This window comes from Pseudomonas sp. FSO-7, from assembly GCF_059579345.1.
Window position 1 is genome coordinate 5,043,062 of record NZ_CM184193.1, and the last position, 13,837, is coordinate 5,056,898.

Genomic DNA, 13,837 nt, shown 5'->3' on the forward strand with positions numbered 1-13,837 from the left:
AGCAGCAGGTCCAAAAGATGCGGCAATCCGTAACCTAAGGTAGGCAAAAACAAGAAACCCGTAGCAATCGCGCCAACGACTGCTACGGGTCTTGACCGCACCAATGAACAGAAGCCCAAAGGTGCGGGCCGTGACTGGAAGAACTCAGATCACGAAGCATTGAGAAAATGCGCGACGTGATTATAGACACCTTTCGGACGGTTTCAACGGCCTCGCGTCGGAGATTTCGTTACTGACGAAGGTCTATCTGCTTTTTTTAAAGCGTAACGTTGCGGGATAGGTGACTGCCCCGCTCTATAATCACGTTCTGAGTAAAACCTATGAAACAGACAATTATTGATGCTATCGATAACCTCCAAGTCCTGACATTCACTTACAGTGGTATCCCGCGAGTGGTTGAACCTCACGCGCTTGGCATCTCTCGCACAGGAAAAGAAGTTCTACGCTGCTATCAGACACATGGCGGTCATGTGACTCCAGGTCATGAATGGGACCTCTGTGAACTGAGTAAAATTTATAATCTATCGATCTCTGGTACCTACTTCCAGACTCCACGCCCTGGCTACAAAAAAGGGGATAGCCATATGATTAGCATTTTTGCGCAACTTTGAGCCCGAAGTAGGGATAGCCGCGCCACTGCGGCTATCCTTTGGCCCCGCCGCCATTGCAGCGTTTTTACTTTTAGAAACGCCACATCATAGGCGTCTCTCAAACCTTGCTTGACCGCTCATTTCCAACCACCTAACCTCTTGCGTCCGGCGCCTAAGAAACGCCTCAAGTAGCGGCCTGACCGCTCCCGAAAGACGCGGCTTTTTTGTGCCTACGGATTTTTCGTGGACATAAGAAAACCTCTGCCATGTCGGGAGTGGGCTAATACAAGACCCGAAAGGGGAATATGTCCGGCCTTCTACTTGGGGTTTCTTAACTCCCGGCGCCTTAGCCCTAAGAAAGCTACAAGTAGAGGTAATGGATATGCCTAAGAATCGTCCCTTCATCCCGAAGGAAATCAGCTACAACGCTACACCAGACCACGCGCCTTCCTACAGGGAGGTCTGCCATGCCTGATCCGCTGATTCCTACTCAATTTATTCGCCACAATATTCATCTGCATGCCCTCCTGGTTGAAAACCAGGCTTGGTTCAGCGCATCCGATCTGGGTCGTTTGATGAGCAAACACCTTGATGAGCGCATGACCCGCAAGCTTGACCCTGACCAGCGCCGGATGATGCTCGTGCATGTCCACGGTTTGACCGAGGAACGTCTGATGCTGAGCGAGTCAGGCGTTTATGCGTTGCTGGTTTATCACTACTGCCCTGAGTATCGATTGCTGCGTGAGTGGATCACGCATCAGGTGGTGCCAACCCTGCGGGATGAGCGCTACTCGCATAAGGTGGAACGGCCTACGTTGAGCGTGTTGGATTGGCCGAAGATGTCGCTCTGCATGCTGCACTGGCAGGATGAGCCATGGATTCGTTTGCGGGATATGCCCGCAGTGCTGGTGGATGATCAGTTTAGCCAGCATGAATCCTGGTGGCGGAAAGCTTCTCGGGTTTTGCGAGGGTTTTGAGATTCAATCAGAAGCCGTCGTCCGTGTTCGGGCGGCGGTTTTTTGTTGGGAATATTGAATTGGGGCCGCTTCGCAGCCCAGCGGGAGCAAGCTCCCTCGCCACGGGTGTCAAGTCACAGATTGGTGTAGTGCTTGGTTGCTGCGTTGTTTTGAAAATCGCAGGCAGGCTCCCACGACTATGGCGGTGTGGAATAGTGGCTTCAGGAAACGTCCAGTTCCTGTTAGACGAAAAAGAACATATGGGGATATGTAATGACGAAAAAAATAAAAAGTGAAGCCTTCGAGTCAATTCACAGCTCGGCCGAAGCACTGCTGAAAATCGGCGCTATCGACAAGGCCACTATGCGAGAGTTTGACGAGGCCTACGTGGCTGAAGTACCGGCTGAAATCTCGGATTCAGAAGAATCGTCTCCACTCAGAGCGGGCCCTCAAAGCCATCAATGATGTCTTCGGGGGGCGGTCAGAATCCGCCGGAACTGAACACCAGCATCTCGCCTCCCCTCACAACCGTGCCGAAACCACCCGTACTCCGTACTGCGGAATAATCCCGTCCGCGGTGACTAACTCCAGTCCTTCCGCCTGAGCCTGGGCAATCAACATCCGATCAAATGGATCGCGATGAATCTCCGGTAACTTGCCCGCCTGCTGTCCATGGAACAATGAAATCGGCAGCTTGGTAAAACCCTCGTCCTCAACCAGCGCCTCAAGATCTTCTGGAGCTTCAAGCATCCCTTTAGCCTGCTTGATCGATATCTCCCAGATTGAAGCGGCGCTCACCAGAACCTGGTTACGTGGCTCCCCCATCATCTGCCGAGCCTCCGTACCCAGAGCAGGATCATCGGAAAGCCACCAAAGAAACGCATGGGTATCTAACAACAGACGCCTCATAAACTGCCCTCAAATCCATCGATGATGTCGTCGGGAGTCTTGTCAAAATCCGCAGACATCCGAATTTTCCCCTTTAACCGCCCAGGCTTGCGCGCCCGAGGTGTATCGATATGGGGCAGTAGATCCAGATAAGGTTTACCGGCCTTGGCGATCACCACCTTGTCGCCATGCCATGCACGCTCCGCAAGCTGGGAAAGCTGGGACTTTGCTTCGTGCATGTTTACTTGCACCAGTTCGTTCATATATCACCTCCATAGCTTAGCTAAGCTAGACTAAGACAGCGATTTTGGATAAGCAAGATGCCGAGCTGGCCGTTTGTCAAAATGGCGTCTCAAGCCGCAGTCATCAGGGTGTGTCGCTCAGCATTCCGGGGCTTCACACCTCAGTCGGGCCTTTGTAGCCATCCTTGGTTTTTGTTGTGGAACGGGGGCCGCTTCGCAGCCCAGCGGGGATAAATCCCCTCGCCACAGGATGGTGTCAGGGCGCAGATGGGTGGCAGGCTTGACGGCCGGGCTGGGTTTGGGAATCGCGAGCAAGCTCGCTCCCACAGGGTTTGCGGCGCATTGAAACTTTGGGTGCATCCCGCCCTGCCCTTCGGTATTAATACACCTCCCCTCACGGACCCGAGCCCCGATGAAATTCGACACCGCCTATTGCCTCAGCCTCGATGCCAAGCTTTCGATCTATGACGTTCGGGATCTGAATTTCGACGAGACCATGGCATTCGATTCGGCCAAGGAGCGCTTTCAGTGCCCCAACGATGCCTGTCGGGCGGCGTTTGATGAGGACAATCGGCTGACGACGTTCAACGCCAAGAACGTCAATTACATCCGCACGCCGCATTTCAAGAATCAACCAACGACCCAGCATATCGAGGGTTGTCCTTATGTCAGTCCGAAAACGCCGGGGTTGGGTGTAGAGAGTGGCGAGGCGGAAACGGATGACGACCGCGAGGAACATTTTCCGTCGGAGCTGCTACTGACTCGGCGTCAGTACGCGCGTAAGCCGTCCGATCTGCCGAAGGATGTTGAGGCGACTCGGCCTACGTCGCCCAATCAATCGTCCCACGGTGATGACGCTCATTCCGCCCAGGACTCGACACCGGACAAGACCAGTGTCTTCGCCCACCCGGTGGAGTGTTTCGTCTCGAATTTCGATAACAAGGATCTACTCAAGCGCATGCCGCTGAAGATTGGCGAGCACACGGCGCCCTATGGATCGTTCTTCAAGAAGATCGAGTACCTGCAGGACAACAAGGGCTTGATTTACTGGGGCAAGATCAAGGAGATCAAGGATTACACGCTGAGCTTTCGCATCGACTTCGAAGCAAAGGTCTGGTTCAAGCAGCCGGACGAGGCGAAGAAGAAGCCTTACTCGGTCAACGTTTACCTGAGCAAGAAGCTGATCGATAACTACCGCAAGCGCAAAGCGTTCCTGGCAGAGATCAAACATGCCATCGACAGTGATGCGTCGTTGTATTGCTTCTTTTATGGCGTGACGCCAGAGTTGAAACAGGTACCTAGCAAGAAGAACCCCGAAGAAACGTTCGGGGTGTTCAGTGCCAATATCGAGAATCTGGATCACTTCATTGTTCGGGAAGCACCGGGGTTGGCCGATAAGTGACTTCGCCTCAGGCTAGCTGTAGCGCTACGCCTTCTTCATTGCGCTTCTTGAGCAAGTTGCCGTTCGAACGCCCGCATCTCCCGTTTCACTTCCATGCGCCGCTCACGTGCGGCCTGGGCGGCAAACTCATCCAAGCCGCCATAACGCCGCAACCAATGGACGATCATTTCTTCGTCCGGGTAGTAATAGTCCTTATGTCCCTTACTGCTTCTCGGGGTGTCATTCATACTGCCGTCGAAGCGACCTGCGGAGAACTCATCAGAGGGTAACGTGCCCCATTCGGCGGCGCAGTCCTCAAAAAACCAGGAAATCTCGTTGAGGTGCTTTTGTGCACCACGGTGGCCACGTTTATAAAAGCTGTACTCACGACAACTTTCCTGGAAGCGCTCCATCATCGGCTCGTCATCGACCCAGCGAAGGAGATCGTGCTGCCCCGCGTGACGCATCAGGCCACTGATCCATCGTTCAGAAAACCGTTGAACAAAACCCTCGACGTCAGCTTTTTTAGCATCGGCGAAAATCATGCAGTAACGGGTTTGCACGTGGATGACGAACAACACGTGTTTGCGCTGCACAGTGATCACGTGAACCAGCCACTGCTCGTCGAGCTCACCTAGCTCATCGTCCTCGATAACAGGTGATGGTGGTTTCTCTACCGGGGTGACTTTCTTACCTTTGCTCACACGGCTGAAAAAGTTGCTGGCCGCTTCGGTGCAGTTGAAGATCAGCATTCAAATCCTCGGAAATATTAGAAACGCTAGGCGTCGTCGGCCCATTCAATCTCGAAGGGTTGGCGAACAGCGTCAGAGACCCTTTCACGTAACTCCTCACTCAGAATCGTCAATTCTTGATCGCTCAGCAGATCGTACGCAATCAGCAATCTCAAAGATAAAGAGATGTCTCGGCGTCGACCGACGTTGAGGCCATCGCCAAGCTCTCGTCCCGATCTCGCATAAGGCCGTAGAGCGTGCGATATCGAGCGTGAGCTGATAAAGCTTCGTTCTGAGCCACCGTCTGGGCATCCGAAAGAACGCCTTGGCAGAAGCGTTCCAGCGCCAGATCGCGGTGTTCTTCGTAATGCTTCCAGTCAGCGTCAGATATCGACATGCCACCCTCCTTAACAAAATATCGAGCAACACCATGCTCCGATTTATTGTATCGATATGCCCAGCATCACAACGACCAACAATCCAATATAGACCCAGGCGTGAAGCCTATCCGGTATCCGTCCGATCCATGGCGCTGCCAGACGGATACCCAGTAGCGCGCCAAGTGTGAGCACAGCGAAGGCCATCAAGTCGACGTAACCGACAAACCACTGCCCCAGATCAAACCCGGTAAACCCGCCCATAGCCATGTAAGTCAGCGTCCCGGCCACTGCAACCGGCAAACTCAACGGGTTAGCCATGGACGTCGCGCGGGACATGCTCAGCCCGCAACGGCGCAACAACGGGACCGTCATGACACTGCCACCCACGCCCAGAAAAGTGGCGATGGCGCCGATGCTGATCCCGCCTGCTGACACCTCTGCCCTGCCCAATCGTCGTGGGATTACAGCGTCGGACCGGGTGAGAAAACCGCGTCTGAGCAAGCAGTCCAGGATGGTCACGCCCAGATAAACGATGAAGGCATAGCGAATGACTTCGCTACTCGCCCACATCGCTGCGACGGCTCCGACGATAGCGCCCAGGCCGATGAAACCGCCCAGCGGCCACACGTAGTGGCGAATGAGGTTACCGGTGCGGTGATGCTTTACGGTGGCGATCAACGCATTGACGATCATCACGCAGGTCGAGGTGGCCACGGCAATGTGCATCGCCGATTGGCTAATAGGGTCGTCGACACCGTGGCTGGCGGTGAGCATGCGGTACAGCAAGGGCACCACGACAAATCCGCCGCCGAAGCCGAACAACACCGCCGTCACACCACTCAGGCAACCGAAGCAGGCAAGCAATACATAGAACATCGAGACGAATCCGCAAAATGGGAGGCGCCCACGATAGGTAATCGAGACCTGGCCCGCTGTAGCAAACAGGCCGATAATGTTCGCGTTTACGCCAATCGTGAGTGGTCCATCGATGCGCAACACTTCGATCGATTTATTGGATGCGACACCCAGGGCCGTCGTTGCCATCGGCACCGATTACGCTCATGGACACGTGCTGCCGTTGCATCGTCACCGCCGCGCACAGTTGCTCTATGGCGCCACCGGGGTGATGCAGGTCAGCACGGCGGATGGTAATTGGGTGGTGCCGCCGCAACGGGCGGTGTGGATTGCGCCGGGGGTCGATCATGAAGTGCTGATGCTGGGCGTGAGCACCCGCAGCCTGTACATCGAACCGACCGCAGTAACGGCCATGGACATGCGGTGCCAGGTCATCAGCGTGTCGCCCCTGATGCGCCAGTTGCTGATGGAAGCCGTGGAGCTGGTGCCGGACTACGACGAGGCTGGACGCGATGGCGCGCTGATCGATCTGCTGCTGCACGAACTGCTGCGCAGCGCTCATCTGCCACTGCATCTTCCACTGCCCCAAGACCCGCGCCTGCTCGGCCTGTGTCAGGCATTTCTGAAACGCCCAGACGCCCATGCCTCGCCCGTGCAATGGGCGGCGCAATTGCATATCAGCTTGCGCTCGTTCAATCGGTTGTTCAGCCGGCAGACCATGCTGAGTTTCAGCCAGTGGCGGCAGCAGGCATGTGTCATGGCGGCGTTGGCCCGTCTGGCCGAAGGGGATTCGGTGACGCGCATCGCCCTGGATCTGGGCTACGACAGCCCCGCTGCGTTTTCCAGCATGTTCCGTCGGGTACTGGGCCACGCACCGAGCGCATGGCTGGAGAAGACCGCTGGTCATTGATCAAAAAAATGGGATTGATCCGGATTCAAAACAACTGTACAAAAACACAGTACTTTTTTGAATCCCACCGCTTTGGAGCACCCCATGGCCTCTCTCGCAATCAAAACCACCCTGGAACGTATCGCTGTCTATCAATTCACCCCTGCTCACAGTGCACAGGCCCGAGCCATGCTGGGCTGGAGTGTCGAGGAGCTGTCCCGGCAATCCGGCGTCTCGGTCCAGGCCATCCGCCGCTTCGAAGCCGGTGGCGAGCTGCGCGATGTCACCCGCCTGGCCCTGGCGTTTCGCCTGGAGGCCGAGGGGCTGGTGTTCTTCCCCGGCTTCGCACCGGGGCGCGGCATGAACATCAAGGGCGCGACGCCGGACCCGATGGGGCGATCCGATTACGCGATGATCGAATAACACCGACTGCGCAAGTGCTGGGCTTTGTACGAAAAGTCGCCGAGCGCCGATCAGGCAAGGCGAAAACAGGCGAGGAAGCGGAGTTGACTGTTGTCAATGAGCATTCCGAGCCTGTTTTCAACGCAGCATGATCGTCGCGCAGGCACTTGTCGTACAAAGCCTAGGCGATACCGGCCCGGTCCTGGTATGCCGAAGGCTCCACGTCCAGCCACCAGGCGCGGCCACGTTGCGGCTGCGTCAGGGTGAATGCTTCGCCCATTTGCGGAGTGGCAATGCAAACGTTGCGCTCCCAGGCCAGGGCCAGGATGCGATCGAAGGGTTCATACCAGGCATGCATCGCCAGGTCGAACGTGCCGTTGTGGATAGGCAGCAGCCAGCGGCCCTTCAGGTCGATGTGAGCCTGCAGGGTCTGCTCCGGCTGCATGTGGACATGGGGCCAATCGACGTTATAGGCGCCGGTTTCCATCAGCGTCAGGTCGAAGGGGCCGTATTGTTCGCCGATGCGTTTGAAACCATCGAAGTAGCCGGTATCGCCACTGAAGAAAATTCGCGTGGCGCCGTCGATCATCACCCACGAGGCCCACAAGGTGCTGTTGCTGTCGAACAGGCCGCGCCCGGAAAAATGCTGGGAGGGCGTGGCAATGAACTCGATACCGTCCACCTCGGTGCCTTGCCACCAGTCCAACTGACGCACCTTGCTGGCGTCGACGCCCCATTTGATCAAGGTGTCGCCTACACCCAGGGGCGCCAGGAAATAGCGGGTCTTGGCCGCCAGCTTGAGAATCGCCTGATGATCGAGGTGGTCGTAATGATCGTGGGAAAGGATCACCGCTTCAATCGGCGGCAACTCTTCCAGGCTGATGGGCGGCTGATGGAAACGCTTGGGGCCGACCCATTGCACGGGTGAGGCACGTTCGGAGAACACCGGGTCTGTCAGCCAGAATTTATCCCGCAGCTTGAGCAGCACGGTGGAGTGGCCGAGACGGAAGACGCTGTGATTCGGCGCGGCCAGCAACGCGGCGCGCGTCAGCGGTTGAACCTCGATGGCGCCCGCGGGCCGGGTAGCGCGCGGCTTGTGGAAGGTCATGTTCCAAATGATGCGCAGGGTCGTGCCGAACCCTTGCCGTGGAGTGGAGGCGTGATTGCGATACTTGCCCTGTTCATGCCGGGATAAATGCTGGGCAGACGGGCTGTCGGTCGAAAGAGAAGGAATGGTCATGGTGCGATAACTCCAAGGACGTCGTCGCCATTGCGCTTCGTCGTTGTGGGACGCTGGATGGCCGTTGCATGCACGCTCAGCCGTTTGACGCAAAGCTACACCACTCGGTGTAGTTTCCAGATTGCATGAATCCCGGGAGCAAGTAAACTGCCGAGTGTAAGTTCTCTCATTTCAACCGACGAATTGCCCATGACCGTACCGCAGCGCCTTACCGAGCGAAAACGCGAAGCCATCCTCCAGGCTGCGATTGCTGAATTTCGTAGCAGCGGTTTCGAGATCACCAGCATGGACAGGATCGCAGCGACTGCCGGCGTATCGAAGCGCACGGTGTATAACCATTTCCCGAGCAAGGAAACGTTGTTTGCCGAAATCCTGAATCGGTTATGGAACAGCATTACCGCAGAACAGGACATGCCTTACAGCCCGCAAACGCCGCTCCGAGAGCAGCTTCAAACGTTACTGCAAGCCAAACTGCATCTGCTGGCGGATGAGAATTTCCTCGACCTGGCGCGCATCGCCATCGCCGCAACGATTCATTCCCCGGAGCGAGCCCAAGACATGGTGTCGCGCATGGGCCAGCGTGAAGAAGGCCTGACAGCCTGGATTCGCCAGGCCCAGGCCGATGGTCGGTTGAAGCCCGTGGAGCCGGCATTTGCCGCGCAGCAAATGCATGGACTGCTCAAGACGTTCGCCTTTTGGCCGCAGGTTTCGATGGGGCAACCGAGCCTGACCCAGGAGCAGCAGGCCCAAGTGATCGAATCGGCCCTCGACATGTTCCTGAGTCGTTACCAGGCCTGAGTGTCAGCCCCACCGCAGATTGCGTCCCAACTCATCGAACAAGGTCACCACCGAACGCAAGGCCCGGCAGTCCGGGCGAGTCAGAAGCCACAGGGCGGTGTCGTATCCCACCAGGGGTTCGCCAAGGGGCCTCAAGCCCTGGTTCTCGTCGATCAGAAAGTCCGGCAGCGCCGCAACGCCTAAACCGGCCCGCACCAGTTCGGTAACCGAGAGCATGCTGTTGCAGCGATAGGCGGGCACTACGCCGGGTAGATGCAGGCGGCGCCAGGCCACGGTGGGGTGATCCGGAAGGAAATCGTCCGGCGCGATCCAGGTCATGGCGGCCAGGTCATCCACATTCGCCGAGCGCAGGTAGGTGGCGCCGGCACACACCCGGAACGTCACGTTGCCGAGGTTGCGACCGACCAGGTGTTCCGGCGGCGTACGGGTCAGTCGCAACGCAATGTCGGCATCGCGGCGGCTCAGGTTGGCAAAGTCGTTCGAGGTGCTCAACTCAAGGGCCAACGCCGGATAAGCAGGCATGAAACGCGCCAGCGCCGGCAGCAACAACGCTTGCAGGACTGAATCACTGCACGTCAGGCGCACCGTCCCGCTGATGACCTCGCCCCCCTGCTCCACCCCCACCCGCGCCGCCTCCAACGCCTGCTCGGCGCGCTCGGCTTGTTCGGCCAATGCCTGGGCCAGGCTCGTGGGCAAGTACCCGGAACGGCTTTTCTCGAACAAGGGCTGGCCCAGGGCTGCCTCCAGCCGACGTACCGAACGAAACACCGTCGACACGTCCACCTCCAGCAGCCGAGCAGCCCGGGCCAGCGAGCCGCCACGGACCAGCGCCAGGATCAGGGACAGATCGGAATAGTCCAGACGATAGTGCGCCGCTGCATTGATCACTTGGGTAAACGCCAATATTGATTGCGTAAACGCCAATCTATAGTGGCTATCAGGAATCAACAAGCGGCGAGCCTCCCATGGAAAAACAGCGTCCTTTAAACATCGCCCTGGTCGGCGACCACGACCCACACATCACCGCTCACCGGGCGATCCCCCTCGCACTTGAGCTGGCGGGCACACAAACCGGCCATGCCATTCGCTTGCAATGGCTGGCGACGCCGCTCATTACCGACAACGCAGTGCTGGAGGATTTCGACGGTGTCTGGTGCGTGCCCGGCAGCCCCTACCAAAACGAAGCCGGCGCCTTGCAAGCCATTCGTTTTGCCCGCGAACAGCGTCGCCCTTTCCTGGGCACCTGCGGTGGTTTTCAGCACGCCGTGCTGGAATATGCCCGTCACGTGATGGGGTGGGTCGACGCCGTCCATGGTGAAACCTCTCCAGAGGCTGAACGGGCGCTGCTGACGCCGCTGAGCTGTGCCTTGGTGGAAACCATCGACAGCCTTCAGTTCGAGGCGGGCTCGTTGATCGCCAGGGCCTATGGCCGACAGACAGCGTTCGAGGGCTACCATTGCCGCTTCGGGGTCAATCCGGATTTTGAGAAAGACTTGCTGAGTCAGCGCCTGCACGCCGTCGCCCGGGATACGGCCGGCGACCTGCGAGCGGTGGAGTTGCAGGACCATCCGTTCTTTGTCGCCACACTGTTCCAGCCTGAACGTGCCGCGTTGGACGGCCGCGTGCCGCCGCTGGTCCGCGCGTTTGTCGAAGCCTGCGCGAGGAAAATGTCATGAGCGCCCACTATTACGCAGTCATTTTCACCTCCCGGCGTACCGAGGGGGACCAAGGCTACGCCGAAACCGCCGAACGCATGTTGGCCCTTGCCCGGGAGCAGCCCGGATTTTTAGGCGTCGAATCGGCCCGTGGCGACGATGGTTTGGGAATTACCGTGTCCTATTGGAGCGATGAAGCAGCGATCCTGGCCTGGAAGCAGCATCCCGAACACAGCGCGATTCGTGAGCAAGGCCGCTCCACCTGGTATACCCATTGCCACACGAGGGTGTGCAAGGTCGAACGGGACTATGCCTTCCAACGCCCAATCTGATGCCAGGAAGCAAATCCCTGTGGGCGCGAGCTTGCTCGCGATGGCGGTGTGTCAGTCACGATCATGTTGGCTGATCCATCGCTATCGCGAGCAAGCTCGCTCCCACATTTTTCCCAGGTGCTCACCAATTCATTGCTCAACGCAAATCCTTGTGGGAGCGAGCCTGCTCGCGATGGCTGTGTTTCAGTCACTATGATGTTGTCTGATCCACCGCTATCGCGAGCAAGCTCGCTCCCACAGGGTTTCTGTTCAGTTCAAGATCGAGGGCTCAGCCTTCCACCAACTGCCGCACCGCCACGATTTCCGGCAGGTCGCTGCGGGCCATGTACACCCGCAAAGGTTCGGTGAGGTTGATGCGGTCGTCGATGTTCTGGTCCAGCAACAACTGGACTCGCTCGCGCTTGAGGGCCATGGTGCCGTCTGCCGCGGGGGCCCAGACAAATTCGCAAGTGGGGATGATGCCGTCGTCGGCCACGTCCATGCCGAAGGCGTCTTCGCTGAACCGCACGATGTACTGGCCGGTCTTGCGGTTCAAGCCGACAAAACCCTTGAGCTGGTCGGCGGCCTGGCAGATGAATGTCGAAGTGGTGTGCATGGTAAACCTCATGGATGCGTCCCTCGGGACGTCTGATCGATGGTTTACACGCAGGGCAAGCGAATTTTAAGGTTTCCCTCTGCCGGGGAAACTGGTGCGGCCAAGAGTACTGCAAAGCGGCCTGAAAATGCGTGGGAAAAATCTGCTTTACGCAGGTTTATGTCGGTGTAGCGATAGCGCCAACAGCGTTCAGTTGTTAAAAGATAGGTTTTTGCCCCTGCGAAAGGATCTCGAGCATGCCTGTCACCTTCACCCGTAGCGCCTTGGTGCTGAGCCTGTTGCTCGGCTTCGGTCAGACACAAGCCTCCGAAACCCCGAGCCCCAAGGCCCTGGCAACCCTTCAAGGCATTCCCCACCCGGCGGTCATCGCCCACCGCGGCGCCTCGTTCGACGCACCGGAATCCACTGCCGCCGCCTACAAGCTGGCCCGCGACCTGGGCGCCGACTATCTGGAACTGGACCTGCAACGCAGCAAGGACGGTGTGTTGTTCGTCCTGCATGATGACAGCCTGCTGCGCACCACGGATGTCGCGAGCAAGTTTCCCGAACGCAAGGACAGCACTGCCAACGAATTCACGATGGCGGAACTCAAAACCCTCGATGCCGGCAGTTGGTTCAACACGGCCTACCCGGACCGCGCGCGCCCTTCCTTCGTCGGCCTGAAAATCCTGACTCTTGATGAAGTGATCAACATCGCCGAGGGCAACCCGCAGCAAAAACCCGGGCTGTACATCGAAACCAAGGAGCCGAAGCTGTTCCCTGGCATCGAGCGCGACCTGAAGGACAAACTGCAGGACCGTGGCTGGCTGAGCCCCGCCGGGTCCAAACTGGCCAAGCGCGCCATCGGTGTCGGCCAGGGCAAGGGCAAAGTGGTTTTGCAGACCTTTGAAAAGAACAGCCTCGAACTGCTGCACAAAGAGATGCCGAAGGTGCCGAAGATCCTGCTGCTGTGGGTGGGCGAAGGCAACATCGAACCCAAGTCCAAGGTGACGTTTGCCGAGTCTGGTGAAACGGACAAGGCCGCCTATTACGCCAAGCAGGAACCCAAGGACAAGGCCGAGTTCGAGCAGTGGGTCCAGTATGCCAAGGCCCATGGCGCCATCGGCACGGGCCCTTCGGCGGCGTTGACCCATGGCGGCAGCCAGAGTTACTCGGACCTGGTGCAGCCGTGGATGAACCAGTACACCCATGACCAGGGTTTGCTGGTGCATGTCTACACCGTCGATGAGCCGGTGGACTTCAAGAAAGTGATGGAGGCTGGCGTGGATGGCATTTTCACCAATCGGGCCAGTGAGTTGCTCAAGTACTTCAAGCGTCCCGAAACAGGCAGTGTGGCGCAACTCTTGAAGAAGAACGGCTACTGAGTCGAAAGACGTTTCCAGGAAACGTGCACAATGTTTTTTCGAATTAAGGGTGAATTAAGTTGCCACAGATAATCTGAACCCACTTAAACGACTCACCCTTTAACGACATAAGGAAAGACGTATGAAAACTTTGACTGCCCTGTTCACCGCTGCCGCCCTGACCCTCACTGCAGGCCTGGCCCAGGCCGATGTACGAATCGATCAGGTTCCTCAGTTGGTCAAGGAAGGCAAGATCAAGTCCCTTGAATCGATGAATGAAGCAGCCCTGAAGTTGCACCCAGGCGCCACCATCACCGACACCGACCTGGATAACCACTTCAACGGCTACGAATATGAGGTGGAACTGAAAACTGCCGATGGCAAAGAGTTTGATGTGGACTTCGATGCCACAACCGGCAAAGTCCTGTCCGACAAGCAAGACACTTAATCCATCGGTTAAAAAGAAGCCGCGCAACTTTCAAGTTGCGCGGCTTCTTCGTGTACGTATGTAAACCGCTGCCCGGTCTGAACGCCGCCGCTCAACTGTCACAAAACCTTCA

The 13,837-nt window shown here is 57.5% G+C and carries 18 protein-coding genes; 10 read left to right on the forward strand and 8 right to left on the reverse strand.

All coding sequences use genetic code 11. From position 1 onward, the window contains the following. Positions 1-1,057: 1,057 nt before the first annotated feature. Positions 1,058-1,567, forward strand: coding sequence for a BRO-N domain-containing protein (locus AC515T_RS22025; RefSeq protein ID WP_496530008.1), 510 nt, complete (start codon positions 1,058-1,060; stop codon positions 1,565-1,567). A gap of 252 nt (positions 1,568-1,819) precedes the next feature. Beyond that, positions 1,820-2,011, forward strand: a complete 192-nt coding sequence (locus AC515T_RS22030; RefSeq protein ID WP_496530009.1) for a DNA-binding protein — start codon at positions 1,820-1,822, stop codon at positions 2,009-2,011. A gap of 57 nt (positions 2,012-2,068) precedes the next feature. On the opposite strand, the gene AC515T_RS22035 is transcribed toward AC515T_RS22030, so the two are convergent. Together AC515T_RS22035 and AC515T_RS22040 are read right to left on the reverse strand one after the other, a co-directional pair. Continuing rightward, positions 2,069-2,455: a type II toxin-antitoxin system VapC family toxin gene (locus tag AC515T_RS22035; protein ID WP_496530010.1), complete on the reverse strand. Its 387-nt coding sequence runs from the start codon at positions 2,453-2,455 to the stop codon at positions 2,069-2,071. Continuing rightward, the gene (locus AC515T_RS22040; RefSeq protein WP_486109981.1) at positions 2,452-2,697 is read right to left on the reverse strand and encodes a type II toxin-antitoxin system Phd/YefM family antitoxin; all 246 of its coding nucleotides are present in this window, start codon (positions 2,695-2,697) and stop codon (positions 2,452-2,454) included. The genes AC515T_RS22035 and AC515T_RS22040 overlap by 4 nt, the downstream gene beginning before the upstream one ends. A 391-nt stretch (positions 2,698-3,088) precedes the next feature. Here AC515T_RS22040 and AC515T_RS22045 point away from each other — a divergent pair, with 391 nt between their 5' ends. After that, positions 3,089-4,078 (forward strand): hypothetical protein, encoded by a 990-nt coding sequence (locus AC515T_RS22045; RefSeq protein ID WP_496530011.1) that lies wholly within the window; start codon positions 3,089-3,091, stop codon positions 4,076-4,078. 35 nt (positions 4,079-4,113) lie between these two features. On the opposite strand, the gene AC515T_RS22050 is transcribed toward AC515T_RS22045, so the two are convergent. From AC515T_RS22050 to AC515T_RS22060, 3 genes are all read right to left on the reverse strand, one after another. Then, on the reverse strand, positions 4,114-4,809 hold the full coding sequence (locus tag AC515T_RS22050; protein ID WP_496530012.1) for a DUF6933 domain-containing protein: 696 nt from the start codon (positions 4,807-4,809) through the stop codon (positions 4,114-4,116). A gap of 151 nt (positions 4,810-4,960) precedes the next feature. Beyond that, on the reverse strand, positions 4,961-5,185 hold the full coding sequence (locus AC515T_RS22055) for a hypothetical protein (protein WP_496530013.1): 225 nt from the start codon (positions 5,183-5,185) through the stop codon (positions 4,961-4,963). 43 nt (positions 5,186-5,228) lie between these two features. After that, positions 5,229-6,044 (reverse strand): sulfite exporter TauE/SafE family protein, encoded by an 816-nt coding sequence (locus AC515T_RS22060; protein ID WP_496530014.1) that lies wholly within the window; start codon positions 6,042-6,044, stop codon positions 5,229-5,231. 112 nt (positions 6,045-6,156) lie between these two features. Between AC515T_RS22060 and AC515T_RS22065 the strand changes: the two genes are divergently transcribed. Both AC515T_RS22065 and AC515T_RS22070 read left to right on the forward strand, forming a co-directional pair. Continuing rightward, complete coding sequence (locus AC515T_RS22065) at positions 6,157-6,933, forward strand: AraC family transcriptional regulator (protein ID WP_496530015.1); 777 nt, start codon at positions 6,157-6,159, stop codon at positions 6,931-6,933. Positions 6,934-7,017: 84 nt separating this feature from the next. Continuing rightward, positions 7,018-7,335, forward strand: coding sequence for a helix-turn-helix domain-containing protein (locus AC515T_RS22070; protein WP_496530016.1), 318 nt, complete (start codon positions 7,018-7,020; stop codon positions 7,333-7,335). Positions 7,336-7,495: 160 nt separating this feature from the next. Here the strand turns inward: AC515T_RS22070 and AC515T_RS22075 are convergent, their stop codons facing one another. Further along, positions 7,496-8,554 (reverse strand): MBL fold metallo-hydrolase, encoded by a 1,059-nt coding sequence (locus AC515T_RS22075; protein ID WP_496530017.1) that lies wholly within the window; start codon positions 8,552-8,554, stop codon positions 7,496-7,498. A gap of 189 nt (positions 8,555-8,743) precedes the next feature. Here AC515T_RS22075 and AC515T_RS22080 point away from each other — a divergent pair, with 189 nt between their 5' ends. Beyond that, positions 8,744-9,352 (forward strand): TetR/AcrR family transcriptional regulator, encoded by a 609-nt coding sequence (locus AC515T_RS22080; protein WP_496530018.1) that lies wholly within the window; start codon positions 8,744-8,746, stop codon positions 9,350-9,352. A 3-nt stretch (positions 9,353-9,355) separates the two neighbouring features. Here the strand turns inward: AC515T_RS22080 and AC515T_RS22085 are convergent, their stop codons facing one another. Further along, positions 9,356-10,303, reverse strand: coding sequence for a LysR family transcriptional regulator (locus AC515T_RS22085; protein ID WP_496530019.1), 948 nt, complete (start codon positions 10,301-10,303; stop codon positions 9,356-9,358). A gap of 14 nt (positions 10,304-10,317) precedes the next feature. On the opposite strand from AC515T_RS22085, the gene AC515T_RS22090 reads away from it, so the two are divergent. Both AC515T_RS22090 and AC515T_RS22095 read left to right on the forward strand, forming a co-directional pair. Beyond that, positions 10,318-11,028, forward strand: a complete 711-nt coding sequence (locus AC515T_RS22090) for a CTP synthase C-terminal region-related (seleno)protein (RefSeq protein ID WP_496530020.1) — start codon at positions 10,318-10,320, stop codon at positions 11,026-11,028. Next, the gene (locus tag AC515T_RS22095; protein ID WP_496530021.1) at positions 11,025-11,339 is read left to right on the forward strand and encodes an antibiotic biosynthesis monooxygenase family protein; all 315 of its coding nucleotides are present in this window, start codon (positions 11,025-11,027) and stop codon (positions 11,337-11,339) included. Before AC515T_RS22090 ends, AC515T_RS22095 begins: the two co-directional genes overlap by 4 nt. 268 nt (positions 11,340-11,607) lie before the next feature. Here AC515T_RS22095 and AC515T_RS22100 read toward each other — a convergent pair whose 3' ends face one another. Beyond that, the gene (locus AC515T_RS22100; protein WP_496530022.1) at positions 11,608-11,934 is read right to left on the reverse strand and encodes a DUF2025 family protein; all 327 of its coding nucleotides are present in this window, start codon (positions 11,932-11,934) and stop codon (positions 11,608-11,610) included. Positions 11,935-12,170: 236 nt separating this feature from the next. Here AC515T_RS22100 and AC515T_RS22105 point away from each other — a divergent pair, with 236 nt between their 5' ends. After that, positions 12,171-13,298 (forward strand): glycerophosphodiester phosphodiesterase, encoded by a 1,128-nt coding sequence (locus tag AC515T_RS22105; protein ID WP_496530023.1) that lies wholly within the window; start codon positions 12,171-12,173, stop codon positions 13,296-13,298. A gap of 121 nt (positions 13,299-13,419) precedes the next feature. Continuing rightward, positions 13,420-13,725, forward strand: coding sequence for a PepSY domain-containing protein (locus AC515T_RS22110; RefSeq protein WP_496530024.1), 306 nt, complete (start codon positions 13,420-13,422; stop codon positions 13,723-13,725). The last annotated feature ends 112 nt before the right edge of the window (positions 13,726-13,837 follow it).